19 protein-coding genes are annotated in these 26366 nt (G+C 66.0%); 12 read left to right on the top strand and 7 right to left on the bottom strand.

What is annotated here, in order from left to right:
* Positions 1-19: 19 nt before the first annotated feature.
* On the bottom strand, positions 20-274 hold the full coding sequence (locus VSO01S_RS10105) for a hypothetical protein (RefSeq protein ID WP_068641931.1): 255 nt from the start codon (positions 272-274) through the stop codon (positions 20-22).
* 638 nt (positions 275-912) lie between these two features.
* On the opposite strand from VSO01S_RS10105, the gene VSO01S_RS10100 reads away from it, so the two are divergent.
* From VSO01S_RS10100 to VSO01S_RS10090, 3 genes are all read left to right on the top strand, one after another.
* Complete coding sequence (locus tag VSO01S_RS10100) at positions 913-1533, top strand: GmrSD restriction endonuclease domain-containing protein (RefSeq protein ID WP_068641929.1); 621 nt, start codon at positions 913-915, stop codon at positions 1531-1533.
* Positions 1534-1949: 416 nt separating this feature from the next.
* Complete coding sequence (locus VSO01S_RS10095) at positions 1950-3464, top strand: deoxyguanosinetriphosphate triphosphohydrolase family protein (RefSeq protein WP_084241788.1); 1515 nt, start codon at positions 1950-1952, stop codon at positions 3462-3464.
* Positions 3448-4200, top strand: coding sequence for a hypothetical protein (locus VSO01S_RS10090; RefSeq protein WP_153305202.1), 753 nt, complete (start codon positions 3448-3450; stop codon positions 4198-4200). The genes VSO01S_RS10095 and VSO01S_RS10090 overlap by 17 nt, the downstream gene beginning before the upstream one ends.
* 155 nt (positions 4201-4355) lie before the next feature.
* Here VSO01S_RS10090 and VSO01S_RS10085 read toward each other — a convergent pair whose 3' ends face one another.
* Complete coding sequence (locus tag VSO01S_RS10085) at positions 4356-5669, bottom strand: tyrosine-type recombinase/integrase (RefSeq protein WP_068641925.1); 1314 nt, start codon at positions 5667-5669, stop codon at positions 4356-4358.
* A 217-nt stretch (positions 5670-5886) separates the two neighbouring features.
* On the opposite strand from VSO01S_RS10085, the gene VSO01S_RS10080 reads away from it, so the two are divergent.
* On the top strand, positions 5887-6819 hold the full coding sequence (locus VSO01S_RS10080; RefSeq protein WP_068641924.1) for an SMP-30/gluconolactonase/LRE family protein: 933 nt from the start codon (positions 5887-5889) through the stop codon (positions 6817-6819).
* Here VSO01S_RS10080 and VSO01S_RS10075 read toward each other — a convergent pair.
* Genes VSO01S_RS10075 through VSO01S_RS10065 form a run of 3 tightly spaced genes read right to left on the bottom strand, consistent with a single transcriptional unit; the run spans position 6816 to position 10569 of the window.
* Complete coding sequence (locus tag VSO01S_RS10075) at positions 6816-8045, bottom strand: phospholipase A (RefSeq protein WP_245684169.1); 1230 nt, start codon at positions 8043-8045, stop codon at positions 6816-6818. The genes VSO01S_RS10080 and VSO01S_RS10075 overlap by 4 nt on opposite strands.
* Positions 8036-8479: a hypothetical protein gene (locus VSO01S_RS10070; protein ID WP_153305201.1), complete on the bottom strand. Its 444-nt coding sequence runs from the start codon at positions 8477-8479 to the stop codon at positions 8036-8038. Before VSO01S_RS10070 ends, VSO01S_RS10075 begins: the two co-directional genes overlap by 10 nt.
* Positions 8476-10569 (bottom strand): ATP-dependent helicase, encoded by a 2094-nt coding sequence (locus tag VSO01S_RS10065; protein ID WP_068641922.1) that lies wholly within the window; start codon positions 10567-10569, stop codon positions 8476-8478. The genes VSO01S_RS10070 and VSO01S_RS10065 overlap by 4 nt, the downstream gene beginning before the upstream one ends.
* A 126-nt stretch (positions 10570-10695) precedes the next feature.
* Between VSO01S_RS10065 and VSO01S_RS10060 the strand changes: the two genes are divergently transcribed.
* The 7 genes from VSO01S_RS10060 to VSO01S_RS10030 all read left to right on the top strand — a co-directional run bounded on the left by VSO01S_RS10060 (position 10696) and on the right by VSO01S_RS10030 (position 24270).
* A complete protein-coding gene (locus tag VSO01S_RS10060; RefSeq protein ID WP_068641921.1) occupies positions 10696-11676 on the top strand; it encodes an AEC family transporter in 981 nt (326 codons plus the stop codon).
* 619 nt (positions 11677-12295) lie between these two features.
* Complete coding sequence (locus VSO01S_RS10055; protein ID WP_245684168.1) at positions 12296-13837, top strand: TolC family protein; 1542 nt, start codon at positions 12296-12298, stop codon at positions 13835-13837.
* On the top strand, positions 13825-14718 hold the full coding sequence (locus VSO01S_RS10050) for an efflux RND transporter periplasmic adaptor subunit (RefSeq protein WP_153305200.1): 894 nt from the start codon (positions 13825-13827) through the stop codon (positions 14716-14718). Before VSO01S_RS10055 ends, VSO01S_RS10050 begins: the two co-directional genes overlap by 13 nt.
* A gap of 255 nt (positions 14719-14973) precedes the next feature.
* Positions 14974-16257, top strand: coding sequence for an efflux RND transporter periplasmic adaptor subunit (locus VSO01S_RS10045; RefSeq protein WP_161944428.1), 1284 nt, complete (start codon positions 14974-14976; stop codon positions 16255-16257).
* Positions 16258-16260: 3 nt separating this feature from the next.
* Positions 16261-18432, top strand: a complete 2172-nt coding sequence (locus VSO01S_RS10040; protein WP_068641916.1) for a site-2 protease family protein — start codon at positions 16261-16263, stop codon at positions 18430-18432.
* Positions 18433-18514: 82 nt separating this feature from the next.
* Positions 18515-22477 (top strand): DUF4347 domain-containing protein, encoded by a 3963-nt coding sequence (locus VSO01S_RS10035; protein ID WP_068641911.1) that lies wholly within the window; start codon positions 18515-18517, stop codon positions 22475-22477.
* Positions 22471-24270 (top strand): tandem-95 repeat protein, encoded by a 1800-nt coding sequence (locus VSO01S_RS10030; RefSeq protein ID WP_153305199.1) that lies wholly within the window; start codon positions 22471-22473, stop codon positions 24268-24270. The genes VSO01S_RS10035 and VSO01S_RS10030 overlap by 7 nt, the downstream gene beginning before the upstream one ends.
* 25 nt (positions 24271-24295) lie before the next feature.
* On the opposite strand, the gene VSO01S_RS10025 is transcribed toward VSO01S_RS10030, so the two are convergent.
* Positions 24296-24958, bottom strand: a complete 663-nt coding sequence (locus tag VSO01S_RS10025) for a hypothetical protein (RefSeq protein WP_068641907.1) — start codon at positions 24956-24958, stop codon at positions 24296-24298.
* Positions 24959-25163: 205 nt separating this feature from the next.
* Between VSO01S_RS10025 and VSO01S_RS10020 the strand changes: the two genes are divergently transcribed.
* A complete protein-coding gene (locus VSO01S_RS10020; protein ID WP_153305198.1) occupies positions 25164-25370 on the top strand; it encodes a hypothetical protein in 207 nt (68 codons plus the stop codon).
* 4 nt (positions 25371-25374) lie between these two features.
* Here VSO01S_RS10020 and VSO01S_RS10015 read toward each other — a convergent pair whose 3' ends face one another.
* A complete protein-coding gene (locus VSO01S_RS10015) occupies positions 25375-26307 on the bottom strand; it encodes a hypothetical protein (RefSeq protein WP_068641903.1) in 933 nt (310 codons plus the stop codon).
* Positions 26308-26366 lie beyond the last annotated feature (59 nt).

Here is a 26366-nt window from a genome sequence, read left to right as displayed (position 1 = left end):
GTGTTTCCCTTGCCGGCATTCAGAAGGTGATGCCCGTTTGGCTTGCAATGTCCTGTCGCGCGGCCAGCCAGCCATAGATCACCCCCCGCGCAAATCCGTTGGGCGCCGTGGTCGCAAGATCCACCAGCTCGGCCTTCGTCGCGGCCCACGGACTGACCGCTTGATATGCGTCGTACCAGTCGGTTTGGTTTTCTTCGAGCCACGTCCACGCTTCGGCGGTGCCGCAGAGCGCATCGAGCCCGAGCCAGCTCTCAACGTTGTTCGGTGCTGTCATCTGGGTTCCTTTCTTTGCCGCAGCGCGGCATGCATTGGTCTTTTAAGTACACCGGGGCTCTTGGCCTGTTCCCCTTCGGAACCGGTCCCGTTCGGGCATTGGTTCGCGTCGGTTTCACACCGTCCACTCCAGTCCCGCACCCCGAAGGCAGCGGTGCCCATGGCGATGGTCTGTGCAAGTGACCGCACAGAGGCCGCAGCCGAGCGCAGCGAGGACCGGGCGAGTACGGGGCGCGAAGCGCGAACGCTCGCACAGACCATCGAGCGCGCAGCGCGGACGTGGGCAACACTGCCGGAGGAATGGGTGCGAGACTGGAGCGGACGGTTCGTACACGTGCCATGTGCGAACGAGACGCCGCGCGGCGAGCGCCCCTTGCCCGGCGTGCCGGGCACTGACAAGGCCGCAGGCCGTCGAGCGCAGCGAGCTGCCGAAACGCGGCGTGCGCGTCGCACAGCGATGCGCACCCTCCCCTGGTGGGATGGCCAGCGCCGGGAGGTACCCAATATCGAGAGATCCTTAGTGGCGCTAACCAAACAAGCATGCCTGCGCTGGCGCGCAGCCTTAGGCGCGGCAGTTCGGCGGATTCGCCAGAACCGTCCGTCGACCTAGATGCCCTTAAGGCCGAATTGAGGCAACGATTGCTCGAAGACAAGTTGGGTGGCTTGACGGACAAGGATAAGTTCGTGACTGAAGGTGCGGCGATTGCCGCATACACGAACAGCCGTGAGGTGACAAGGTTCATTCTGTTGGCCGCGTATCACGATGCCGTCGAAGATGCGGACGCTCCTGGGCTGATCAAAAAAGGGCGGCCAGCTGTGTCGCCCTGCTTAACCTATGACGGATTTCGGGATGACCGCAATCTCACACTAGAGCACATTGCGCCTCTGGCAGGGTCTTCCGACTGGGACAGCGCCATCTATGCCAACCGCGACTTGGTGCACCGCATTGGCAATATGGTTCTTGTTCCGACGGTGGCAAACTCCTCATTCTCGTCCAGGGCTTGGCCATATAAGCGCGTCCTTTACCAAGCGCTCGGTGCCTCGTCGCATGCGGATGCAGAAAAAATCTTGGCTGCGGCAGCCGCGGCCGGTATTGAGTTTGGCGACTCAACTCAGGAAATCGTCACCAAGGCATCGTTCATGCCGCAACTTAGCGCGATCGGAAATCGCAGCGATACCTGGACCAACGAGTTCGTGGAAGAGCGCTCGAAGCGTCTTCTGGGGCTCGCATGGGATGAACTTTACGCCTGGTTGCAGTAGGCGAGAGGCGCGCGACGGTGCCTTCGGCAGTGGCCTAGAGCAACATCATCCCTACCGTGGATCTATGGAAAGGCGACGGCCTGCCCACGTCGGCGTGGCAAGATTCTGAAGACCGGGGCGAAGTGGCGACCTGTGACCAGCACTCTTGCTTGCATGCAAGTGGAAGTCGGCAGCGAGACGCCGGAGGAACGCTACAACTCGCAGTGCAGTTGTTGCCGGGGACCGCGCCCGGTTCACTGCAAAGGGCCTGTTGTGGTCATCGGCGCAGACCAGTTTGATGACTGCCTTAATACAGGGGACCGCCGATCACTTGACCACGCGAAACGACTGCTGTGATCAGAAGAAGACGCTCGGCGTCTCTTCTCACCCGGCACACCTGATCGCGGTCGCTTGCCGCAGCCTGGGTAAGATGCCTCATGGTTGCACACATTCCCTCGTCAAGCATCTGGTCGCCCGCGCGCCGGCCGCGCCCCCGTCCCGCTTCCGCGCCAGAAAACTCCGTTCCGGGCCAAGCCCCTTCGAACGACGACGGCGCGCCGGATAGCCCCGGCTCGGGTGATCTGCGCTCCGAGTTCCAGCACGACTACGACCGCCTTCTGTTCTCGACGCCAGTTCGGCGCTTGGCGGACAAGACACAGGTCTGGCCCATGGATGAGAACGACAGCGTGCGCACGCGTCTGACGCACTCACACGAGGTCGCCAATCTCGCACGCTCCATCGGGGTGCGCGTCTTCCTGAGCAGCCCTGAGGAATTCAAGCGCAGCGGCATCGGCCCTGATGCCCTGCTCAACGTCATCCAGCCGATCCTGCTGGCGACTGGGCTCGGGCACGACTTGGGCAATCCGCCCTTCGGCCATCAGGGCGAGGCGGCTATTGGCCGCTGGTTCGAGAATCGCCAGGACTGGATCTTCAGCAAGACCGCTCGGGACGGCCGGGAGCTGGAGCAATCGCAAGCGGTCCCGGAAGCACTTCGTCTGGAGTTCACGCGGTTTGACGGCAATCCACAGGCCTTGCGGCTGTTGACGCGACTGCAGACGCACGTGGACGGGGTCGGTCTCGACCTGACCGCAGCTACGCTGGCCGCAGGACTAAAATACCCGGTCTCCTTCGCCGCTGCTGATCCGCGCAATCCGATCCGCAAAAAGGGCGGCTATTTCTCTTCGGAGAAGGACGTCGTCGACTGGGTACGAGAGCAAACGGGCCTTGAGGAGGGTCAGCGTCACCCACTGACATGGATCATGGAAGCGTGCGACGACATTGCCTACTCGGTGCTGGACGTCGACGACGTGCTTAAGAAGCTGGTGATGTCGCCCGACGATGTGCTCGTCGTCCTGCAACGCAGCCGGCGAGACGACCCGACGGTGCTGAAACTGCTGTCGCGCTTCACGGACGTTGAGCAAAAGCCGCTGCGCCCCGATGCGCAGCGCGATATCAAGATTCAATATCTGCGCGCGTTCTTCATCGAGGCTTTGGTCACGCACGCGAGCGAGCAGTTCATTCGGAATTTGCGCCCCATTTTCGATTTCAGCCATCAGATGCCCTTGATGGACAACTCCGAGCTTTGCAGCGACTTGAAGAAGATTGCAAAGAGATACGCGTTCAACAACCCATTGGTACTGCGGACGGAAGCGCTCGGCGCGGCCGCGCTGGACGGGTTGATGTCTGCCTTCTGGTCGGCCATTTCCGATCGCAATGACATGGGCAACATCGAATCGAGAAAGCGAAGCGCGCGCTCGAGCTACATCTTTTCTTTGATCAGCCCAAACTATGTCCAAGAGGCCTGTGCGGCCGACACTCCCAGCTCGTCAGCCAACGGTATGCGCTATCGGGAACTGCGCCTGCTAACAGACATGATTTCCGGCATGACCGATACTTATGCGATGCGTCTTTGGAGCGAGTTCCAGGCCCTGCCCCATGCCAACAGCACCTAACAACCTCGCGTTGAAGCGTCGGCTCGATCGATACTTCTGGGCGAACGACACCGGCGAGATGGTCTTCTTGCGGCAGGTGCTTGAGGATCGGTTCAACGCGTTCGATCGGATCGCCGTCATCGGCGGGCTCGTGCGCGACTTTGCGCACGAGGGACGCGCGGGCTTTCGCTCCGACATCGACCTGGTAATCGACGCGCCGGCCGATCGCGTCGCGGCGCTTGCCGCCGAGTTGGGCGCGACTTCGAACCGCTTCGGCGGATTTGGCTGCAAGCAGGGGCCCTGGAAGATCGATTTCTGGGCGCTGGAGACCACCTGGGCGCGCCGACACGTGCCTGTGCAAAAGCTGGAAGATATAGTCGCGTGCACATTCTTCGACTGGGATGCCATTGCCTACGATCTGAAGGGGCGGCGCTTGATCTGCGCGGACAATTATCTGGGCCGGATTCGTAAGAGAACGCTGGACATCAATCTCCTGCCAAATCCTTCCCCGATGGGCAATCTGGTGCGAGCCGTGCGCCGCTTGGTGCTTTGGAAGGTGCAAGCGGGCCCGTCGCTGCAGCACTTCATTTGCGAGCACCTGGATGAAGCGGCGTTGCGTTTCATACATGCGAAGGAGGCTGAGCTCTACGCTTCGCCGGTCTCCACCCGCTGGAACACGGCCGACGAGGCCCGAGCGGCGCTGCTCTCGAATGTCCGTGGCCGCAAAGGCGCGCAGTTCGAGCTGCATCTGGATTGACACTTGACGCGCTCGGCGTTGCACGTGCGTGACGCGGCGCTATGCCGGCCGGCGCAGGCGCGGCGCCGGCGGCCCTTCTGGCTCGATACTCCGCGCCGCTGAAGGTGGGGCGCTATGCGCAGCGGCCCTGTTCTGCTGGCCACGCTTTGCGCCCATCAGGCTGCCTTGGGCAGACGGCCTCCCGGCTCCGAGGGAAGTGCAATGACGTCGGCACCTCGCCGCAGACGGTCAAGGTAGTCGGCCCAAGACTGCATCAGCGATTTGCGCTCTGCTTGGAATTCCGTGCGGTTGTAGGCCCTGCCCAGACTGTCTTTCACTGCATGCGCCAGTTGCGCCTCGATCACCGATTCGGACTCGCCCAGGCGTTCCGCCATCATCGTGCGGGCCGTTGCTCGAAATCCGTGCGCGGTCACTTCGTCCTTTGCGAACCCCATTGCCCGGAACGCGGCGTTGATCGCTGCGTCACTCATTGGACGATCGTGATGGCGCTCGCCACGGAAAACGTAGCCGTCTGGGCCCGTCAGCGGCGCCAAGTCACGCAGCGCGGCCACGGCCTGCAAAGCGAGTGGTACCACGTGAGGTTTGCCGTGCAGCTTTCCTGCCTTCTCGCGTTTCATCCGGGCGGCCGGGACGGTCCATACGCCTGCTTCCAAGTCAAATTCATCCCAACGCGCTTGGCGTAGCTCGCCAGGACGTAGAAGCACCATGGGAAGCAGCCGCAACGCGGTACGGACAACGTGAGTGCCCTTGTATGCATCGCAGGCCCGAAGGAGTTCGCCAAGGCGCACCGGGTTCGTGATTGCGGGGAAGTGTCGGACCGTTGGCTTGCGAAGCGCATCCTTCAGATCACGGGCGGGGTTGCTGGAAGCCTTGCCGGTGGCAACCGCAAAGCGGAAAACTTGGCCGCAGTTTTCAAGTGCTCGATGCGCTGTCTCTAAGACACCGCGGCTTTCAATACGGCGCAGCACGACCAGTAGCTGAGGTGGCGTGACTTCCGCCACAGGTGTACGGCCGAGCCACGGAAACACGTCAACTTCGAGTCGTCGGATGATTTTGTCTCCATAGCTAGGAGCCCAATCGTCGCGCCTAGTGTTGAACCACTCACGGGCAACATCTTCGAAACTGTCAAGAATTGGAAGGCCGGCTTCTGCCCGCTTCGAGGCCAAGTTGGCGGCGGCCTGCCTGGATTTCGCCTCCTTCCGGCTTTCGCTGGGATCGATGCCGGCTGCGACCAGCTGGCGAGCGGATGCCGCTTTCTCCCGCGCCAGCTTGAGCCCAGTATCCGGATACGTCCCGAGGGAAAGCGTTTTTCGCCTGCCCTGCACGGTGTAATCAAGGCGCCAACCATGCGCCCCGCCCTTGACGAATAGCAACAAGTACAACCCGTCGCCATCGGTGATGCGTTTTCGCGCGTCACCTGGCTTGATATTTCTGAGGATGAGGTCTGAGGAGATAAGGTCGCGTGGCATCTATGGGGACTCCGATCTGAAGTAACTATTGCAGTAACCAGTCGATGTCCGCTAGGTCAGGCCGAGGTTTTTGGCGGCCTGGCGCCCATCTTTCAATAGAGCCCCAGCCACCAAATTCAAGCCCCAAGTGTTTCAAAAGCACTTGGGGCTTTTCCTTTTGGCGATCCGCAGGATTTGGGCACCATACGCGCGTCCCAAACCCTGGAGGGCCTCGCCTTTGTCCGTCGAAACACAACCGCAGCATCCCACCCTCGAGGTGCGCGACCCGCGTTTTCGCCAGTTCGTCTTCGGCCACGTCTCGCTCGAAAAGCTGCACACAGGCAGCCGCTGGGCCGAGGGCCCTGCGTGGTTCGCCGCGGGCCGGTACCTCGTGTGGTCCGACATTCCCAACGACCGCATGCTGCGCTGGGACGAGTGCGACGGCTCCGTCTCGGTGTTCCGCCAGCCGGCGATGAACACCAACGGGCACACGGTCGACCACGAAGGCCGGCTCGTGTCCTGCGAGCACCGCGGACGCTGCATCTCCCGCACCGAGCATGACGGCACGCGCCGCATCCTCGCCTCGCACATCGGCGGCAAGCGCTTCAATTCGCCCAACGACGTGGTGGTGAAGTCCGACGGCAGTATCTGGTTCACCGATCCGAGCTACGGCATCGACAGCGACTATGAAGGCGACAAGTCGCCCAACGAGATCGGCGCGCAGTGCGTCTACCGCATCGCGCCATCCCTGGACGAGGTGCGCTGCGTGGCCGAGGGCTTCGTGCAGCCCAACGGCCTGGCCTTCTCGCCCGACGAGCAGCTGCTGTATGTGGCCGACACCGGCGCGACCCATGTGGAAGGCGGGCCGCATCACATCCGGCGCTACCGGGTGGGCGCGGACGGCATCGGTCTGTCAGGCGGCGAGGTGTTCGCCGAATGCGAGAGCGGCCTCTTCGACGGCTTCCGCGTCGACGCGCATGGCAACCTGTGGGCGGGCGCCGGCGACGGCGTGCATTGCATCGCGCCCGACGGCACGCTGCTGGGCAAGATCCGAGTGCCCGAAGCGGTGGCCAATGTCTGCTTCGGCGGGCCCAAGCTCAACCGCCTTTTCATCTGCGCCACCTCGTCGCTGTATTCGATTTACGTGAATACGCGGCCGGCAAAGCGCTAGAAATCCACCAGCCGCAAGCCGACACTGAACACGGTGCGCTTGCGGTTGTAGTCCACCAGCGTGTCGCCGTAGCCGTTGAACACCTGCGCCACGAGGCGCACGTTGCTGGTGGCCGGGTCGCCCAGGGTGTGCGTCCATTCCAGGCGCTGCGATCCCTTGCCCCAGGTGCGCACCGTCAGGCCCAGCGCGTTCTTGCTGTCCGGATACCACCAGCCGGCCAGCTCGATGCGGCCGATGTAGTCGGTGATGTCGGGGTTGTCGTCGTCCTCTGGGTCTTCGCTGATGCGCTTCCAGGCGCGGGCGTTGAAAACAAAGCGGTTGTCCAGTTCCACGCCGCCCATCAGGTAGATGCGGTTCCAGCTGCGCGAATACGGATCGCTCTGGCCGTTGGACTGGTGTGCCAGGCCGGCGCCGGCGTAGCGCCAGCGCCAGCCGCCGGGCAGGTGCATGTCCGTCGGGTAGACGTACATCACCTCGGGTTCATGGTCGGTGGTGCGGAAGGGGCGCGACAGATCGGTGTTGAACACCTGCCAGGTCGACTGCTGCGTGTAGCCGAACCACAGCGAGTCCTTGCGCGTCGGGTCGGCGCCGGTGAGCATGCCCTGCGCGAGCTTGGTGCGCAGCGAAAGGTTCAGCCGCATCTCGCCCGGCTGGTAGTCCATGGGTGTGCCGGTGTGGTTGGGCGCGGGCGAGGTGGGCGTCTGTGGCGGCTCGGTGGCCATTGCAAAGCTCACGTCGATGGGCCGGTAGCCGCGCAGGCTGAAGGTGCCGCAACTGGTGCCGTCTTCCAGTTCCCAGAAGCGCGACAGGGTCGAGTACTGGCGATCGCGGCAGGCATCGTCGCTTGCGGTGATGACGCGGGTGGCGGGGATGGTCGAGTCCACCGGGGGCAGCGGCTGTGCTGTTGCCGCGCTCGCTGCAGGGCTTGCGGGTGCCGGGCTGGCGGAGGCGTTCGCCGCAGCGGCGGGCGCAACGCCCGTGGCCGTGGCTGGCTGCGCCTGCTGGTCGCGTGCCCACCGGTCGAAACAGGCAAGGCGCGCGTCGTTGTCGCCTGTGATGCGTTGGCATTGCTGCCAGCCCAGGTCGCTGCCCGGCCAGGGCTTGGATGTGCCTTGCGCATGGGCAGGCAGCGCAAGAAGAAGAAAAGAGGATGTGCACGAAGTGGCGAGCAGGCTCGCCACCGCGCGCGCGATGGAGGAGTGGTGCATCGTCGTTTTCAGTTCCATGTGCCGCTTCGGCGCAGCACGAAGGGGTGATGGCTGTCGTCGGAGGACCGGTACCAGCTGCCGGTGAACTCCTTGCCGCAGGAGTCGGGTTTCAGGGCGCCCGACCAGCTGGCGCTGATCGATTTGCCGTCCTGCGACTCGTCGAGCGCGAGCTGGCCCTCGGGGTCGATGTCGCCCGCCAATTGCGCAGGCGGCTGGCCGGCGCGCTGGATGGTGCCGCGCACACCGTCGTATTCGGGATGGCGCCGCAGCACCATGGTGGCGCTGCCGTCCTGGCCCTCGATGCGCGCTTCCCAACTGCCGTAGAGCGACTGGATGGGAAGCTCCGATGCGCTTTGCGGGCAATTTGGATTCCTGGGCGGCTGCTGGGCGCAGGCCGCCAGCAGGCAGCAACAGGCCACCAGGGCGGCGGCAGCGATCTTGCCGCGCATCATGAGCCGGTGGGCGCAGCGCCGGCGGAGGCCGCGGCAGCCACGGCGTTGTCGGCAGCGCGCTTGGCGAACTCGGCACGCAACGCCTTGAGCTTTTCGCGCGGGTCTTCCTTGGCGGTGCTCTTGTCCAGCGCCATTTCGGCGATGAAGCGGCTGGGCTGCGCGGCCACCATCTCGCGGCCCTTCTTGCGCTTCTTGGTCCAGCTCACCGCCAGGCTGCGCTGCGCGCGGGTGATGCCCACGTACATCAGGCGGCGTTCTTCCTGCAGGCGCTCCAGGGTGTTCTCCGCCACCTTCTCCTGCCGGCCTTCGTCATCGTCGAGCTTGAAGGGCAGCAGGCCTTCGTTCACGCCCACGAGCAGCACATGCGGCCACTCCAGTCCCTTGGATGCATGCAGCGTCGACAGCGTGACCACGTTCTGCTCCTGCTCGCGCTCGCTGATGGTGGAAAGCAGCGAGATGGTCTGCGCCACTTCCATCAGGCTCTTGCGTTCGCCGTCGGCCATGTTCGCGCCGGAGGCATCGTCGACCTGGCCGCCGCAGCGCTGGGCCATCCAGTCGCAGAACTCCATCACGTTGGTCCAGCGGCTGGCCGCGGCCTGCTCGCTGTCCTCGCCGTCGTACAAATGCTTCTCGTACTCGATTTCCTTGAGCCAGGTGTTGAGAAAAGCGCGCGCATCTTCTGCGCCCAGGGTGTGGCGGGCGCGGTATTCCAGGTCGTTGATGTAGCGGCCGAACTCGTGCAGGCCGTCGAGTGCGCGTTTGCTCATCACGCTGGGCAGCGAGGAGCTGAACAGCGCCTCGAACAGGCTGAGCTTGTACTGGCTGGCGAACACGCCCAGGCTCTGCAGCGTGGTGTGGCCGATGCCGCGCTTGGGTGTGGTGACGGCGCGCAGGAAGGCCGGGTCGTCGTCGTTGTTGACCCACAGGCGAAACCAGCCGCACAGGTCCTTGATCTCGGCCTTGTCGAAGAAACTCTGGCCGCCCGAGACCTTGTACGGAATCTGCGCGCGGCGCAGCGCCTGCTCGAACACGCGGGCCTGGTGGTTGGCGCGGTAGAGCACCGCGAAGTCGCGAAACTCCTTGTGCGCGCTGTTCTCGCGCAGGCTCTTGATGCGGGCCACTGCGCGCTCGGCCTCGTGCTGCTCGTTGTCGCAGTCGACCACGCGCACCGGCTCGCCCTCGCCCAGTTCGGAGAACAGCGTCTTGGGAAAGAGCTTGGGGTTGGGGCCGATCACGTTATTGGCCGCACGCAGGATGGCGCTGGTCGAGCGGTAGTTCTGCTCGAGCTTCACCACCTTGAGGCTGGGAAAGTCCACCGGCAGCTTGCGCAGGTTGTCCAGCGTGGCGCCGCGCCAGCCGTAGATGGACTGGTCGTCGTCGCCCACGGCGGTGAAGCGGCCGCGCTCGCCCACCAGGGCCTTGAGCACCTCGTACTGGGTGGCGTTGGTGTCCTGGTACTCGTCCACCAGCACATGTCCCAGGGCCGCCTGCCATTTCGATCGCACCTGCTCGAAGTCCTTCAGCAGCTTCAGCGGCATGCCGATCAGGTCGTCGAAGTCCACGCTCTGGTAGGCCGTCAGGCGCTCTTCATAGCGGGCCATGATGCGCGCGATGATTCGCTCGTTGTCGTCCGCGGCCTGCGCCTCGGCCTGCGCCGAGTTCAGGCCCATGTTCTTCCATTTGCTGATGGTCCACTGCCAGATGCGCGCCGTGGCGGCATCCGACGTGCCGCCGGCGTCCTTCAGGATCTTGGTCACGTCGTCCGCGTCGAGGATGCTGAACTGGGGCTTGAGGCCCAGCACCGCGCCGTCCTCGCGCATCATTCGAACGCCCAGCGCGTGGAAGGTGCACACCACCACCTTGCGCGCATCCTTGCCGATCAGCCCCTTGGCGCGCTCGCGCATTTCCGCGGCCGCCTTGTTGGTGAAGGTGATGGCGGCAATGCGCTGCGGCTCCAGCCCGGCCTGGATCAGGCGCGCGATCTTCATGGTGATCACCCGCGTCTTGCCCGAGCCCGCGCCGGCCAGGACCAGGCAGGGCCCGTGCATGTAGTTGACAGCTTCCTGTTGAGCGAGATTGAGACCGGACATTGGAGAAAGAGGAGTCGCGCGAGGCGGGGGACGGCGGGGCGGGCCAATGATACGGGCGGTGCTTTTCGCATCACGAAGCCGGACGAAGCGCCCGAAAGAGGGCAGGCAGCGACAATCCGCAGCCTCGTGCTTCAAATCTTCCTCGTCACCATCCCCTTCTTTGCCCTGGTCGCCGCCGGCTATGTGGCCGCCCGCAGCCGGGTGCTGCCGCTGGAGGCCATTCCCGGGCTCAACGCCTTCGTTCTGTACTTTGCGCTGCCGTGCATGCTGTATCGCTTCGGCGCTGGCACGCCCATTGCGCAACTGCTTGACGGCAGCGTGGCGCTGGTATGGGGCGCGTGTGCGCTGGTCACGGTGGGCGCGGTGGTGGCCTTCAGCCGCAACGAGCGCATCGGCTGGAACGACGCCTCCTTCGGCGCCCTGGTGGCGGCCTTTCCCAATACGGGCTTCATGGGGGTGCCGCTGCTGACGGCCATCCTGGGGGCGCAGGCGGTGGGGCCGGTGATCATCAGCATGACCTTCGACATGGTGATCACCACATCGCTGTGCATCGCCCTGTCTCGGCTGGATGCGGCGGGCAGCCACGGCGCTGCGCAAGCCATGCGCAAGGCCCTGGCGGGTGTGCTGCGCAACCCGATGCCCTGGGCCATCCTGCTGGGCGGGCTGGCCTCGGCGGCCGGCTACAAGCTGCCGGGGCCGGCCGAGCGAACCATCGCGATGCTGGGCGACGCCGCATCACCGGTCGCGCTCTTCACCATCGGCGCGGTGCTGGCGCGCTCGGCCATGCTGGCACGCGAGGCGAGAGGCCGGGCGCCGCTGGGCGACGTGCTGCCCGTCGTGCTGGTGAAGCTGGTTGTCCACCCGCTGCTGGTGCTTGCCGCGGCCCTGGTGGTACGCGCCATGGGGATGCCGCTGAGCCTTCCGACCTGCGGTGCGCTGGTGCTGATGGCTGCCCTGCCGAGTGCGAGCAACGTGTCGATGCTGGCGGAGCGATTCGGGGCCGACAACGGGCGCATCGCGCGCATCATCCTCTGGACCACGGTCGCCGCCTTCTTCAGCTTTCCGCTGGTGGTCGGTTGGACCGCGTACCTGCGCCAAACGGCCTGAGCGCCGATGGCGGGGCGCAGTTGCGTCGCCGGTTCACCTTCATTTCCTGGCTTGGAAAAAACTCGGCCGATTTCTAGTCGCGAATGGGTTTTTCTAATCCAAATTGATGGTCAACTTTTGTATTAAAAATGCGTCTCGTGCCGGATGTTTGATTGGCCACCGACCATTTCCAATAGCCTCGTTCCGTTAATGGACTGCGGTTTGATTATCCGAAATCCGAAAAGTATTGCGCATTTTGAACCTAATTGGGCTGGATAAATCGAATCAGTTGAAAAAATTTGTAATTGAGAAAGTTGCTTGATTTAGAAAGAATTTCCTGGGAAACGGGGTGATAGAGCTCGATTTTGTACACCTTGTTACCAAATTGGGATGTTGAAAGCCCAATAAGCGGTTCTATCGTTGCGCAACCGCTGCGACATGCAGTTGATAACAAATGTGGCCTCCGAGGCTTTCCTACGGAGTGCTCAAAACTGAATCTGGATTCATCGAGGCAGGCGACGCCATAGCGCCCCCGCTCTTCGATTTTTCTTCGGTTCGAAGGAGGAGTATGAGCAAGACAACAACTGTCACGTTGAACCCACCGAGCGCCGTCGCTCGCCGCACTCGCACTTCCCATGCCGTGCTCCTCGCACTGCTGCTCGCCGGCTGTTCCGTGCAGCCCAAGGCGTTCGACGCCAACGAGAACCAAGCGCGATCCGCAGACCTGGTGGTGCGTGCCAATGCGGACCAGGAGCCGGTCACCGGCCCGATCGACCTGTACGAGGCGATGGCCCGTGCCATCAAGTACAACCTCGACGGCCGCGTCGAGCTGATGAACCTGGCGCTGGCACAGCGCGAACTCGACCTGTCGCGCTACGACATGCTGCCCAAGCTGGTGGCCACGGTCGACTACGGCGGCAGGGACAACTACTCGGGCGGCATCAGCAAGTCGCTGCTCACCGGCCAGACTTCGCTGGAGCCATCGACGTCTTCGGAGAAGAACGTTGTCCAGAGCGACCTCACCCTCAGTTGGGACGTTCTGGACTTCGGCCTGTCGTATGTGCGCGCCAAGCAGGCGGCGGACCGCGTGAGCATTGCGGATGAGCGCAAGCGCAAGGTCATCAACCGGCTGATCGAAGACGTGCGCACCGCCTACTGGCGTGCGGTGAGCGCCGAGCGCCTGCTGACGCAGATCCAGGAGCTCGAGCGCGCCACGCAAACCGCGCTGGACCAGTCCGAGCGCCAGGAAAAGGTGGGCCTCTCGGCGCCGCTGGGCCCCTTGAGCTACCAGCGCGAGCTGCTCAGCATCCGCCGCGACGCGCAGTCGCTGGGCCGCGAGCTCGGTGTGGCGAAGCAGCAGCTGGCTGCGCTGATGAATCTCGCGCCCAACACACCGTATACCGTGGCCTTGCCCTCGCAGAGCATTCAATGGCGCAACCTGGACATTCCGGGTGTCGACGGCAACAACTCGGCCGCGCTGCTGAAGATCGCCATCGAGAACAGGCCTGAGCTTCGCGAGGTGGCCTACCAGCTGCGCAGCAACGACCAGGAGTCCACCGCGGCCTACCTGCGCAGCCTGCCGAGCCTGCGCCTGTTCTTCGGCGCCGACTACAGCACCAACGACTTCCTCTGGAACAACAACTGGGTCGGCTGGGGCGCCCGCGCCAGCTGGAACCTCCTGAACGTGTTCCGACTTCCGGCCGACCAGGAGCAGGTCAAGGCGGCCGGGCAGCTGCTCGACCAGCGCCAGCTGGCGCTGACCACCGCCGTGGCCACGCAGGTCGAAGTCAGCCGGGCGCGCTACGCGCTGCGGCTCGAAGAGCTCAAGACGGCGCAGCGCTACAACGACGTGCAGGGGCGCATCGGCCAGCAGATCGATGCCGGCTACAAGGCCGAGAAGCTGAGCCGGCAGACGCAGATCCGCGAGCAGATGAATACGCTGGTCTCCAACGTCCGTTACGACCTGGCGCTGGCCGACCTGCAGAACGCTTATGCCAACGTCTACGCGTCGCTGGGCATCGACCCGGTCGAGGCGGACATGAGCAGCACGCAGTCGGTGTCCGAACTGGCGGGGCGGCTGCGCACCATGTGGTCCAAGCGCAATGACGCTGTCGCCGTCTCTGCGCGGGACGTGGCGCGCTGCGGCGCACCCTGGCAACCCACGGCCGCGTGCGCGGGGTAGGGGTGGGCAGCGTCATGCGTCCATGGGGCGGCGCCGGCCGTGTCCGGCTGGCGTTCTGGTGCACCGGTTCGCTGCTGGCGGCCGCACAGGCCTGGGCAGCCGCTCCGGTGGCCGATACGAACACGGCCCGGGGCGTGCTGCGCGCCGAGAACGAGGCGGTGCTGGCCTCGCCCGTGTCCGAGCGGATCGTGCAGATGCCGTTTCGCGAAGGGGACAGCTTCAGGCGCGGCGACGTGCTGGTGAGTTTCGACTGCAGCCAGCTGGCCGCCGAACTCCGCGCCGCACGCGCCAGTGCGGAAGTGGAATCCCGCAATGCCGTGGTGCAGGCCGAACTGCTGTCCATGGATGCCACGGGCCGCGCCGATGCGGACATCGCAAAGTTCAAGGAGCAGGAGAAGGTCGCACAGGCGGACGCGATCCGCCAGCGCATGGTGGGCTGCAAGGTCGTCGCACCCTTTGCCGGGCGCGTGGTGGAGGCCCTCGTGCGCGTCAACGAGACGCCGGCCGCCAACGAGAAGCTGATCAAGATCGTGAGCGCCGGCCCGCTGGAGCTGCACATGGTCGTGCCCTCCAAATGGCTGACGTGGCTCAAGCCGGGCTCGCAGCTCGCGTTCACGGTCGACGAGACCGGGGGCACCTTGCAGGCCCGCGTCCTGCGAATCTCGGGCGCGGTCGACGCGGTGAGCCAGACGGTGAAGGTCATCGCCGCCGTGCCCCAGTCGCCCGCCGGCGTGCTGCCCGGCATGAGCGGGCGCGCGACGCTGGAGACCGACATGGCGCGCGCCACGGCCTCCACGGCCGACACGCAGCTGACGTCTGCCCGGCCGGGCGCGCCGCAGTCACAGCCGCCGCCGGCAACAACGCCGCGGCAAAACAGATAACAAGAGACAAACGAATCTGTCACAGGCGATCAGGGGAATGGAATGCGCATCAGCGAAGCCGCCACGGCGGAACCGGCCACCGTGCCAACCGGCAGGCAAGAGCATCGGTCACGTACGGCTTCCAATGCGCGAGATGTTGACAGTGGGGGAAGCGCTGCAAGAGGCGCGGTCGAGGGTGCCCAAGGCGAGGGAAACAACGCCGGCATCCAGTTGATCCGGATCGAAGGCGAGGTGCGCCGCTGCAAGACACGTGAGATGTTGTGGCAGCACCTCGCCAACGAGCCGGTTGCATTGCTGCCCTTCGGGCAGGCATTGGTTCTGGAAGCGCAAGGGAGCGACAAGGTCGCCCCGCGAGCGCATTGGACCACTGTCGCGGTTTCCGGCATGACGCGGGTCAACCGCGACGCGCCCATGATCCGCTGGTACGAGAACATCGTGCGCTCGTTGAGGCGCGAGGGCGATGCGACGCGGGGCGTCCGCGCTTTCGAACTGCCCGAGCATGCCGACCCGGCCGATCCGTGCACCGCGGACGCCGCCCTTCGGCACCTTCTGTGGGTGCCGCTGGCGGATCTCGACCAGCCCGTACGGGCGGGTTGGCTGCTCGCGCGCTCGGCCCCGTGGGAAGACGCACACCACAAGCTGGCGGCCCGCTTGGCAGGCGCCTATGCGCATGCCGAGAGCGCGCTGGCCGGCCGTGCCAGGCCCGCGCCGGCGTGGCGGCGCCACCCATCCAGGCTGGCGCTGGCGGCCATCGCTATCGCGGCCTTGCTCGCGTTTGTGCGCGTTCCATTGACGACGCTGGCGCCGGTCGAAGTCACGCCGCAGGAGCCCTTCGTCGTCGCCGCGCCGGTGGCGGCCGTGGTGGAGCGCATTCTGGTCGCGCCCGGTGCGCAGGTGGCCCAGGGCGCCGCACTGGTGCAGCTCGTGGACACCACGCTGCGCAGCGACTTCGAGGTGGCCGACCAGAAGGTGGAGGTGGCGCGCGCCAAGACATTGCGCCTGCAGCAGGCCTCGGTGGAAGACGCCACCGCCAAGCGCGACCTGGCCGTTGCGCAGACCGAGGAAAGCGTGGCCATGGCCGAGCGCGACTATGCCCGCGCCATGCTCGACAAGTCCGTCATCCGTGCGCGCCAGAGCGGCGTGGCCCTGTTCGGTGATCCGCGCGACTGGATCGGCCGCCCGGTGGCCGTGGGCGAGGCCATCATGCGCGTGGCCGATCCGAATCGGGTGGAGTTCCAGATCAAGGTGCCGGTGGCCGATGCGGTCAACCTGCAGGAAGGCGCCCGCGTGAAGGTCTTCCTGGATGCGGCGCCGCTCGAGCCGATCGAGGCGCACATTCTTCGCGCGGCCTACAAGGCCGAGGCGGATGCGGCGGGCGTGGCCGCCTTCACGGTCACGGCGCGGTTTGCCGACCCGAATGCCCGGCCCGAGCGGCTCGGCCTGCGCGGCACGGCCCGCGTGTATGGCGAGCCGGTCTCGCTCTTCTACTACCTGTTGCGCCGGCCGATTACCGCGGTACGGCAATGGACCGGTGTCTAGCGCATGACGGCCGCCGCGACACTCGAGCCGACCGGTGCCAAGGACGACATCGATGTCGATTCGCTCCCGCTGCCGCAGCTGCGCCAGGACCTGCGCCTGATCGAAGGCGGTGCCGATGGCCAAGAGGCGGGCGAGGCGCCGGCGCATTGGCGCATCCACGACCCCGCGGCCCAGCGCTTCTTCGCCATCGACCGGGCTGCCGTCGACTTGCTGGCCCTGTGGCGGGTGGGCACCGTGGGCCGCCTGCGTGCAGCCGTCAGGGCGCGGGACGGCCGGGAGCTCGATCTCGACAACGTGCAGCGGCTCATCGAATTTCTCCAGGTCAACGAGCTGGTGCATCCGGTGCCCGAGCAGACCTTCGCGCGGGTCATGCGGCAGCGACAGGCCATGAAGCGATCGCCGGGCGAGTGGCTGCTGCACAACTATCTCTTCTTCAAGGTGCCGCTGGCGCGCCCAGACGCCTTCCTGCGCCGCACCCTGCCTTACGTCGGCGGCCTTTTCCATCCCGCCTTCTGGGCCGGTGCGCTGGTGCTGGGGCTGCTGGGGCTCTATCTCGTGTCCCGCCAGTGGGAGGCCTTCCTCGCCACGTTCGCAGACATGTTCTCGGTGTCGGGCATCGTCAGCTTCGGCCTGAGCCTGGCCCTGGTCAAGACGCTGCATGAACTCGGCCACGGCTACACGGCGGTGCGCATGGGCTCGCGCGTGACCACCATGGGCGTGGCCTTCGTCGTGATGACGCCCATCCTCTACACCGACACCACCGATGCCTGGCGGCTGCCCCGGCGCCGCCAGCGGGTGATGATCGATGCGGCCGGCATGGTGGTCGAACTGCTCGTCGCCGTGCTGGCCACGCTGGCCTGGGTGTTCCTGCCCGATGGCGGTGTGCGGCACGCGGCCTTTGCGCTGGCCACCACCGGCTGGGTGTTGAGCCTGGCCGTCAACCTGAACCCGTTGATGCGCTTCGACGGCTACTACCTGTTCAGCGACCTGCTGGGCATTCCCAACTTGCAGGAGCGCTCGTTCGCCATGGGGCGGTGGTGGCTGCGCGAGCTGCTCTTCGGCTATGGCGACCCGCAACCAGAGCCCGCGCATGGGCGGCGCAAGGCGCTGCTGGTGGGCTTTGCGTATGCCACGTGGATCTACCGGTTCTTCCTGTTCCTGGGCATCGCGCTGCTGGTCTACCACTACTTCTTCAAGCTGCTGGGCATCTTCCTGTTCGCGGTCGAGGTCGGCTGGTTCATTGCCATGCCGGTGTGGCGCGAGATGAAGGTCTGGTTCGGGCGGCGCCAGGAGTCGGGTTCGCGCGCGGTCGTCACGGCGCTGGTCATACTGGGCCTGGCGGGCGCGCTGCTGGTGCCGTTCCCGTATGTGGTGCGCATTCCAGCCGTTCTCACTGCAACACAACAGGCGCCCGCCTTTGCGCCGCGCCCAGCGCGGATCGAGTCGGTGCACGTGCGCCAGGGCCAGGCGGTGCGAGCGGGCCAGGTGCTGATCGAGCTGAGCGCGCCGGAAATCGAGCAGCAGCTGCAAAGCGCCCACGAGCGGCACCAGCTGATCCAGGATCGCCTGGGCCGCCGCAGCGCCGATGGCCGCGACCTCTCCGAGAGCCTGGTGCTGGCCCGCGAGTTGCATCTCGAGGCCGACCGCATCCACGGCCTGGAACGCGAGCGCTCGCGCCTGGCCGTGCGCGCGCCCATCGATGGCGTGGTGGCCGAGCTGACCTCCGAGCTCTCGCCGGGTCGCTGGATCGACGAGAAGACGCGCCTGGCGCTGGTCGCCAAGCCCGGTGCACTGGAGGCGCGCGGCTATGTGGATGCCGAAGACCTGCGGCGCATCGAGGCGGGCGACAAGGGCCGCTTCGTGGACGAGCTGCGCCTTCTGGATTCGCGTGACATCGATGTGGTGCGTGTGGGGGCGGCGGCAGCAGACCCGTTGGACAACTGGGTCCTGGCGTCGACCTTCGGCGGGCCCGTGCCTGCCCGCATGCAGGGCGGCAAGGCGCTGGCCGAGCATGCGGCCTTCGAAGTGGCTGCCGCTGCGATCGGCGATGCGCACGCCGGGCTGCCGCTGACCGAGATCCGCGGCGAGATGCAGATCCGCGGCAAGCCGCAAAGCCTTGGCCTGCGCGTGTTGCGCAGGGTGTCCCACGTACTGGTCCGCGAGGCGGGCGCGTAGGTTCCAGATTGCTCTTGGGGAGAAGAAGATGAAGCTGAAGACATCTTTCGGGTCCGGAAAATCCAAGTCTGTATCAGCGCCTTTGAGAGCCCAGGCGCAGTCCGCCAGGCTGTACCTGCAGCCGCTGGAGCCACGCGTGCTGCTGGACGCCGCGGCGGCAAAGACCGTGCAGGAGGCCGCCCCGGCGCCCGCTCCCGAGCCCGTGGACCAGGCCTCCGACCACCATGCCGCGCTGGTGGATGCACTGGCGGCGGTGCAGCAGGCGCAGGCCGCGCCGCAGGCGCCCGCTGAACCGGCCCACACCGAGGTCTACTTCATCGACCGGCAAGTGGCCGACGTCGACCGCCTCGCCCAGAGCCTGCCGCCGGGCGCCGAAGTGCATTTCATCGAAAGCAACGTCGACGGTGTGCAGTTCATCGCCCAGACGCTGCAGGGGCGCACCGACGTGGAAGCCATCCACATCCTCAGCCACGGCGTGGAGGGGCAGCTGCGCCTGGGCACGGCCTTCCTGGACGTGCAGCACATGCAGGGCGATTACCGCGCTGCGCTTTCCGCCATCGGCCAGTCGATGACGGCCGACGGCGACATCCTCATCTACGGCTGCGACTTTGCCGCCGGCGCCGACGGGCAGCAGGCGGTACAGGTGCTGGCAGAACTCACCGGCGCCGACGTGGCCGCTTCCAACGACGACACCGGCGCGGCACGCCTTGACGGGGACTGGATGCTGGAAGTGCATCAGGGCTCGATCGAAACGGCGTCGCTGCAGGCGGACGATTGGGACCACCTGATGGCCGCACCCGTGGTGGACCTCAATTCCGGCGCCAACAGCGTCGAACGGGTGACCAACGGAAACTTCGGCGGCGGCACGCAATCCACCGCCGGATGGGTCCTGGGCGGCTCCAACGCGTCAGGCGCCACAACCGGCGGCACCTACCGTTTCGAAGGTACGACCTCGGCGTCGCTGACGCAGACGACCATCACCGGCTGGGACGACGGGCTGGCGCCATCCGGTGCCGCTCGGGTGAGCTTCACGTTGGCCTGGTCGAATGCCTTGGGGGCTGGCGTCCTCCAATCGGCGACGCTGGAAGTTTCGGTGGGTGGGGTGGTCTACATGCGCCTGACGACCAGCGCGGGGACGGGCACGCCGGCCACCATCCAGTACCTCAATGGTGCCAGCGGCAGTCGGACGACCATCGCCGCAGGTACCTTCCCGACGATCTCCCTCGACCTGCCGGCCAATGTCGCGTCGTCGGGCGACTTGCGTTTCAACTACACCTCGACCGGCTTGCGGGGCGATCAAATTTCCGTCGGGGGCGTGTCCGTCCGGCAGATGGTGGACATCACGCCCGGCAACAACTTCACGGCCTCGTACACCGAGAACGGCCCCCCGGTATCGGTCGCAGATGTCGACATGAGCATCCGCGACACCGACAACACCAACATGGTGTCGGCAACCATCACGCTGACCAACGCACAGGCCGGCGACGTTCTCTCGGTGGGCACGCTCCCTGCCGGCATCACCTCGAGCATCGACACATCGGTGCCAGGCCAGATCAGGGTCACGCTCACCGGATCGTCCTCGCTGGCCAACTATGCCACGGCCATTCGCGCCATCACCTTCTCCAACAGCACCGATTCGCCAAGCACCACCCCGCGGGTGCTCACCACCACGGTCAACGACGGAACGCTCAGTTCCGCACCGGCCACCACCACCATCAACGTGACGGCGATCAACGACGCGCCGATCTTGGCCAACACCGACCTGACGGTGGCGCAGACGGAAGACGCCGGTCCGCCTTCTGGGGCCGTCGGCTCGCTCGTCTCCACCCTTACCGGCGGTGTGACCGATCCCGACCAGGGGGCCGTGTCCGGGATTGCCGTCACGGCAACCTCTGCCGCCAACGGCACGTGGTGGTACAGCACCGACAATGGAGCGACCTGGCTCGCGATGGGCACAGTGAGCGGCGCCAGTGCGCGTCTGCTGGCCGCGGATGCGCAGACGCGCGTGTATTTCCAACCGACCGCCAACTTCAGCGGTGCCGTGGCTTCCTCGCTCACGCTGCGCGCGTGGGATCGCACCAACGGGTTGGCCAACGGCAGCCTGGGCACCACGGCCACCAACGGCGGAACCTCGGCCTATTCCGTGGCCACGGACACGGTGACGGTGAATGTGGCGCCGGTGAACGATGCGCCCACCCTGAGCACGACGCCATTCTCCGCGTCGAGCATCACCGAGGACCTGAGCCAGAGCACGCCGGTGGGCGATCCGAATTCGCCGCCGGCGCGCGCAGGCGTTGCCTTGACGACTTTCGTCACCACCACCGCGGACATCGACACGGGCGCCGCGGCCACCGGCTATGCCATCGTCGGCGCCGACAACACGAACGGGCAGTGGTGGTTCTCGCTCGATTCGGGCGCCACCTGGACGGCGATGAGCAACCTGTCGGACGCCAATGCGGTGCTGCTGACCCGCAATGCCGCCACGCGCGTGTTCTTCCAGCCCAATGCCGACTGGAACGGCACGACCACCCTCACGCTGCGTGCGTGGGACGGCACGCAGGGAACGGCAGGGCAGTTGTTCGACATCACCGCCGGGGGCGGAACGGGCGGCACCAGCGCCTTCTCGAGCACCACGGCCGTGGGCACGCACACCGTCACCGCCGTGGCCGACATCACGGCCGACGCGATCAACCTGGCCAACGCAGCATTGGAAGATACGATCAAGGTGTTCAACCCGCTCACCGCGGCGGGCGGCGGCACGGCGGACAGCTTCGAAGGCGGGGCCGCGGCTCAGATCACGGCCATTGCCGGACAAGCCATTGCGCCCGGCGGCACCGTGGCGGTGCCCAACGGCACGGTCACCCTGGGTGCAGACGGACAGACCCTCACCTTCCTGGGCGCGCTGAATTTCACTGGCACCAGCACCTTCAGCTACACCGTCACATCCGGCGGCGTGACCGAGACGGCCAACATCACGGTCACGGTCACGGCCGTAGGCGATCCGCCGGTCATCGACCTGAACGGCAGCGCGGCGGGCACCGACTACACGGCCACCATCGACCAGGACAAGGCGCCCATCGGCAGCGGCATCACCGTCACCGACGCGGAGAACAACAACCTGAGCTCGATGACCATCACGCTGGCGAATGCGACCGCGGCGGACCTGCTGTCCCTGGCTGCGGCAGTCCCGGGCATCACTGCGTCGTACAACGCCGCCACCGGCGTTCTCACGCTCACCGGAAACACCACGCTGGCGAACTACCAGACGGCCCTGGCCGGTGTCGTGTTTTCGACCACCTCGGGAAGCACGGCGGCGCGGACGATCACGGTGCAGGCGACCTCGACCGTTGCACCCACTGCATCGAACATCGCCGTGGCCACCATCACGCCGATCGACACCGACGGCGACGGCGTTGCCAACGCAGGCGACATCGACGACGACAACGACGGACTCATCGACTCCGTGGAAAGCCAGGCGAGCCTGCCGCCGCCGACCTTCGAAACCACGATGGAAGGCGCAGCGGACCGGGCCTGGACGGAGGACACCAACCCGGGCAGCCTGAACTCGACAGTCGCCGGCACCGGCTGGACCAATTGGATCGGGTCGGCGGACACCTGGAAGGGGGCCTTCTCGCTCAATGGTTCGGGCGCCTGGGCCGGTGCCAACAACGGGGTGCCAGGCGCTGCCGAGGGCGACGTGTTCATGTCCATCTTCGACGGCGAGGCTGTGCGGCTGCAGATTCCTGCCAGCGCAGGCGTGCAGGTGGGGGATGTGATCCGCATCGATTTCCAGCAGATCTTCGGCGGCGTCAACGGGATGACGCCCTTGAACATGCCGGCGAACTTCCTGTTCACCATTGACGGCGTGGCCTTCAATGCCGAAATGCTGTTCTATAACGGAAACAACCCCAAGGAGTGGTCACCGGGCCAGATCACATTCACTGCCAAGACAACGCAGCCCGTCATCGTGCTGGGCGTTGCGCGCCCGACGGGGGAGAGGGGGGCTTGCCGCCGGGCGGCTCGGCAGGCGTGGGCGGTATGTTGAAGGGCACCACGCTGACCGTGACGGTGAACGACCCGCCGGTGATCACCGATCCGCCCGGTGGCAACCCGCCCGGACAGACCTTCGATCCAGCCACGGGCGCCTACTCCGCCATCACCCCGGAGGATGCTCCCTTCACCGGCCAGGTCAGCGCCACAGATGCAGACGGCGATCCGCTGAACTACACCCTGGTCGGCGGCCCAAGCCGCGGCACGGTGACGGTGGACCCGGCCACCGGCGCGTACGTCTACACGCCCGGCGCCGACTTCAACGGCACCGACAGCTTCGTGATCGAGATCCGCGACGACTACGGCGGCGCGGTGCAGGCCACGGTGAACATGACCGTGACGCCGGTGGCCGACATTGCCGACGACAACGCCCATACGCCCAGGGACACCTCGACCATCATCTACGTCGACGCCAACGACACCTTCGAGAACGCCGGTCATGTGGTCAGCGGGATCAACGGTGGCTCGATCACGGTGGGTGCGTCGGTGCCCGTCGCCAACGGCAGCGTCACGCTCAATGCCGATGGCACGCTGGGCTTCACGCCCAACGCCGGCTTCACGGGCCTGACCAGCTTCACCTACACGGTGAGCTCCGGCGGCGTGACCGAGACCGCCGCCGTGGTGGTCAACGTCCTGCACGTCAATGCGCCGCCGGCCGCTGCAGACCCGGGCGACGTGCCGGGCCAGGACTTCGACCCCAGCTCGGGCAACTACCGCGTCACCACGCCGCAGGACACGGCGTTCTCTGGCCGCGTGGGTTCGGCCGACCCGGACGGTGACGCCATCCTCCATGAGCTGGAAAGCCCGCCGAGCAATGGCAGCGTGGTCCTGCAGCCGGACGGCCGCTATGTCTACACGCCCAAGCCAGGCTACGTGGGCAGCGACAGCTTCGTGGTGCGCATGAGCGACGGCCAGGGCGGGTTCATCACCTCGACCGTGTTTGTGGACGTGACGCCCGTCGCGCAGCTGGCGACGGCGCGCGACGACTTCCCCTTCGTCTTCCAGCCGCAGGCACAGGCGCGCGAATACACCGCGACCCCCTTCCAGAGGTGGCATGTCAATGCCGAGCCGACGGTGGTGCAGGCGGTCAACAGCGCCCGCTCGCTGGGCGGTACGCGCGAACTCACCGCCTTGTCTGGCGTGGTGCTGCAGGCGGTCAACGGTGTCGATTCGCTGGATGGCACGGCTTACCTGGGCGAAGAGGGGGCTGTGCTGCAGGCGGTCAATTCCGTCAGTCCGCTGTACGGCAGCGCCTCGTACGACCGGCTGGACACCTCGATGGAGCGCGAGTTGCTGTCGATCGACGCCACGGGGCCGCGAGCCGAGGTGGTGTCGAGCCTGCGCCTGGGCGATGGTCTCTCGGTGGAATTCACGGCGGGCCGCCAGCAGGTGTCGGTCGAGCTCACCAGCGGCGAGCCGGTGCGGGAAGTGCGGGCCACGCTGGCCGATGGCCGGCCGCTGCCGCCCTGGATGCGGATGGACAGCCGCGGCTACCTGCTGATGGACCGGCCCGCGGCCGTGGAACAGGTGCGCCTGCGCTTCACGGTGGTCAAGCAAAACGGCGCGTCGGTCACGCACACCATCGAGATCGACTTCAACGCGGGTGAGCTCAGGCAGATCCCGGCGCGCGGCGCGGGCACGCGGGTGGGCATAGATGCCAACCAAAGCGGTGCAACTGCTTTGGCCTCGGCGCCCGCCATGGACTTTGTGGCCCAGCTGGAGCGCGCCGCACAGCGCACCAGCGAAGCCGACGCGCAGCTCTTGCAGGCGCTGGAGGCGGCGGGGTAAAGACTCCAGCCGGGCGCCGGGCGCGTCAGTCGACGATCACACCCAGCTTGCGCGGATCGGCGTCGGCCAGCAGCTCGCAGCGCGTGAAGTCGCGCCCCTGCGTTCCGTCGCAGTAGTAGGTGTTGTAGACGCGGCCAAAGAGTGTCGGCCTGGCCAGGAAGAGCACGCCGTGCTCGGGCCGCCATTTTTCCTTCAGCGGTGCATCCATCTCGCGGGCCAGGTCGCCTTCGCGCGCCGGGTCGGCCGGCATGATGAATTCGGCCAAAGTCTTCTGCGCTGCGTCGCCGCGCCAGCGCGATGCCAGCTCGCTGGGCTGCGGCCGGGTGCCCACGGGAATGAGCAATGCGTTCACCTGATCGCCCTCGCCAAACTGGTGCGCCTTTCCGGCCAGAAAAGCGTAGGCACAGGCGGCATGGCACTGGCCGACGACTTCGGTGTTCACGCCGGTCTCGCGGATGGCGGCGGCGTACTGGCTGGCCACTTCGGCCGATCCGCCCAGCGAATCCTCGAACACAACCGTGCGCACATTGGCGCTTCGCACCAGGTCCAGGAAGACCTGGACCATGCTGCCGTCGAGCGGGCCCGACACGATGAGCCGATGGCCCTCCAGGGTAAGGTCTGCCGCAGGCGCCGAAACGCCGGCAACAGCCAGCCACGAAGCCAGGTAGATCTTGTGCAGGGCTCTCATCTTCTTGTTCCCCCTTTTTTACGCTGGACAAATGCGTACCAATCCCCGTCCGAAGCTCTCAGCGCCGGGCCTCGGCGTCAATGCCTGTTTCAGAATCTTGCGCCTGTCATAACGCCCCTACCTTCGACCGGGTCGGGGTAGCGCTTCCAGCTAGTGCTTAGGTATTCAGATTGTTTTAAAGTGTGGCCAACCAAGGAGCACTTCGATGACAACACCTCTTCGCCTTGTGTTGTGGATCGTCTGGTGCGGCGCCATGGGCTGGCTGTGGTGGGCGCATTGGATGAGCACGGGCCCCGTACTCACGGCCTGCGCGCTGGGACTGGTCCTGTTCGCATGGCCCGCCTCCACGGCCAGGCGCAGACGCAGCGGAGAACTGCGCTACGTCGAGATGGCCAAGCAGCCGCTCGGCTGACCTGTCAGTTGCCGCCGTCCTTCATTCGGCGGTATTCATTGCGCTTCATGGCCAGGTAGTCGCTGCGCTCGGTTTCGTGCAGTTGCCGGGCGTACTGCTCGGTGGCGTCGAACCAGCTGGCCAGGCGCTTGTCCAGCTCGGGGGGGGTCGGATGGTCGAGGAAGGAGTCGATCGCCAGGTAATAGCGCATGGTGTTGCGCTCGACCACGCCGCGCACGCCGCCGATGTATTGCGGGCTGCCGTCCGATTCCTTGCCGGTGGCGGTGAAGCCCACCTTGTCGCTGCCCAGCGTGGCCAGGTAGGCCTGCATGGCCAGGCGCGCCGCGGTGCCATAGGCATACGAGTAGCTCAGGTGGATGAATGACTTGCCGCCGTCGATGGGCGTGCCCGTGAGTTCGATGCGGTAGTTGCGCGTGGACAGCGGGCCCTGGTCGGCGCTCAATCGTGCGTCCAGGTAGTCGCTGGTGGCGGCTGCGAGCCGGTACTGGAACTTGACCACCTGCGCTTCCGACAGCGGCTGGTCGAACTTGCGGCCCAGCGCCACTGCCAGCATGGGGCCGCTGGCTTCGCTTTGCACCAGGCACTGCTTGGTGTTGAGGTGCAGCATGAGCACTTCGCACCAGTTGCCGGCGCTCTTGAGGCCGTCGCGCACGCGCTCGAAGGGATGGTCCACCACGGCGTAGATGTCGCCGCTGAGCTTGCTGGGGTTCTCGGTGGATTCGAGCGTGATGCGGCGCTTGAACGGGTTGCTGGCCAGCTGCGGCTGCAGCGCCTGGTATTTGGCGCGCAGCGCCGCGGCGCCGCCGCCGCCCGAATCCGCACCATTCGGTGCCTCGGCCGGGGCCGGCGTCTGCGCCTGCGCGCTCTGGACGAGCATCAGGCCCAACAGCATGCAAGCGCCCAGGAGGCGCAGGAGAGGGTGGTTGGCGTGCGTCATGGTGGGCCCTGCAGGCGTCGTGGAGCCCGACACGATAGTCCTAAGCCACGCGCCGCGCC

The organism is Variovorax soli NBRC 106424, assembly GCF_001591385.1.
Lineage (GTDB): Bacteria > Pseudomonadota > Gammaproteobacteria > Burkholderiales > Burkholderiaceae_C > Variovorax > Variovorax soli.
This window is presented reverse-complemented; position numbering and strand designations above follow the sequence as displayed.

Bases quoted from the DNA above. Each gene is read 5' to 3' on its own strand.
- VSO01S_RS10105 (WP_068641931.1), bottom strand. From the start codon at position 274: ATGACAGCACCGAACAACGTTGAGAGCTGGCTCGGGCTCGATGCGCTC.
- VSO01S_RS10095 (WP_084241788.1), top strand. From the start codon at position 1,950: ATGGTTGCACACATTCCCTCGTCAAGCATCTGGTCGCCCGCGCGCCGG.
- VSO01S_RS10090 (WP_153305202.1), top strand. From the start codon at position 3,448: ATGCCAACAGCACCTAACAACCTCGCGTTGAAGCGTCGGCTCGATCGA.
- VSO01S_RS10085 (WP_068641925.1), bottom strand. From the start codon at position 5,669: ATGCCACGCGACCTTATCTCCTCAGACCTCATCCTCAGAAATATCAAG.
- VSO01S_RS10075 (WP_245684169.1), bottom strand. From the start codon at position 8,045: ATGGAACTGAAAACGACGATGCACCACTCCTCCATCGCGCGCGCGGTG.
- VSO01S_RS10070 (WP_153305201.1), bottom strand. From the start codon at position 8,479: ATGATGCGCGGCAAGATCGCTGCCGCCGCCCTGGTGGCCTGTTGCTGC.
- VSO01S_RS10065 (WP_068641922.1), bottom strand. From the start codon at position 10,569: ATGTCCGGTCTCAATCTCGCTCAACAGGAAGCTGTCAACTACATGCAC.
- VSO01S_RS10045 (WP_161944428.1), top strand. From the start codon at position 14,974: ATGTTGTGGCAGCACCTCGCCAACGAGCCGGTTGCATTGCTGCCCTTC.
- VSO01S_RS10040 (WP_068641916.1), top strand. From the start codon at position 16,261: ATGACGGCCGCCGCGACACTCGAGCCGACCGGTGCCAAGGACGACATC.
- VSO01S_RS10030 (WP_153305199.1), top strand. From the start codon at position 22,471: ATGTTGAAGGGCACCACGCTGACCGTGACGGTGAACGACCCGCCGGTG.
- VSO01S_RS10025 (WP_068641907.1), bottom strand. From the start codon at position 24,958: ATGAGAGCCCTGCACAAGATCTACCTGGCTTCGTGGCTGGCTGTTGCC.
- VSO01S_RS10020 (WP_153305198.1), top strand. From the start codon at position 25,164: ATGACAACACCTCTTCGCCTTGTGTTGTGGATCGTCTGGTGCGGCGCC.
- VSO01S_RS10015 (WP_068641903.1), bottom strand. From the start codon at position 26,307: ATGACGCACGCCAACCACCCTCTCCTGCGCCTCCTGGGCGCTTGCATG.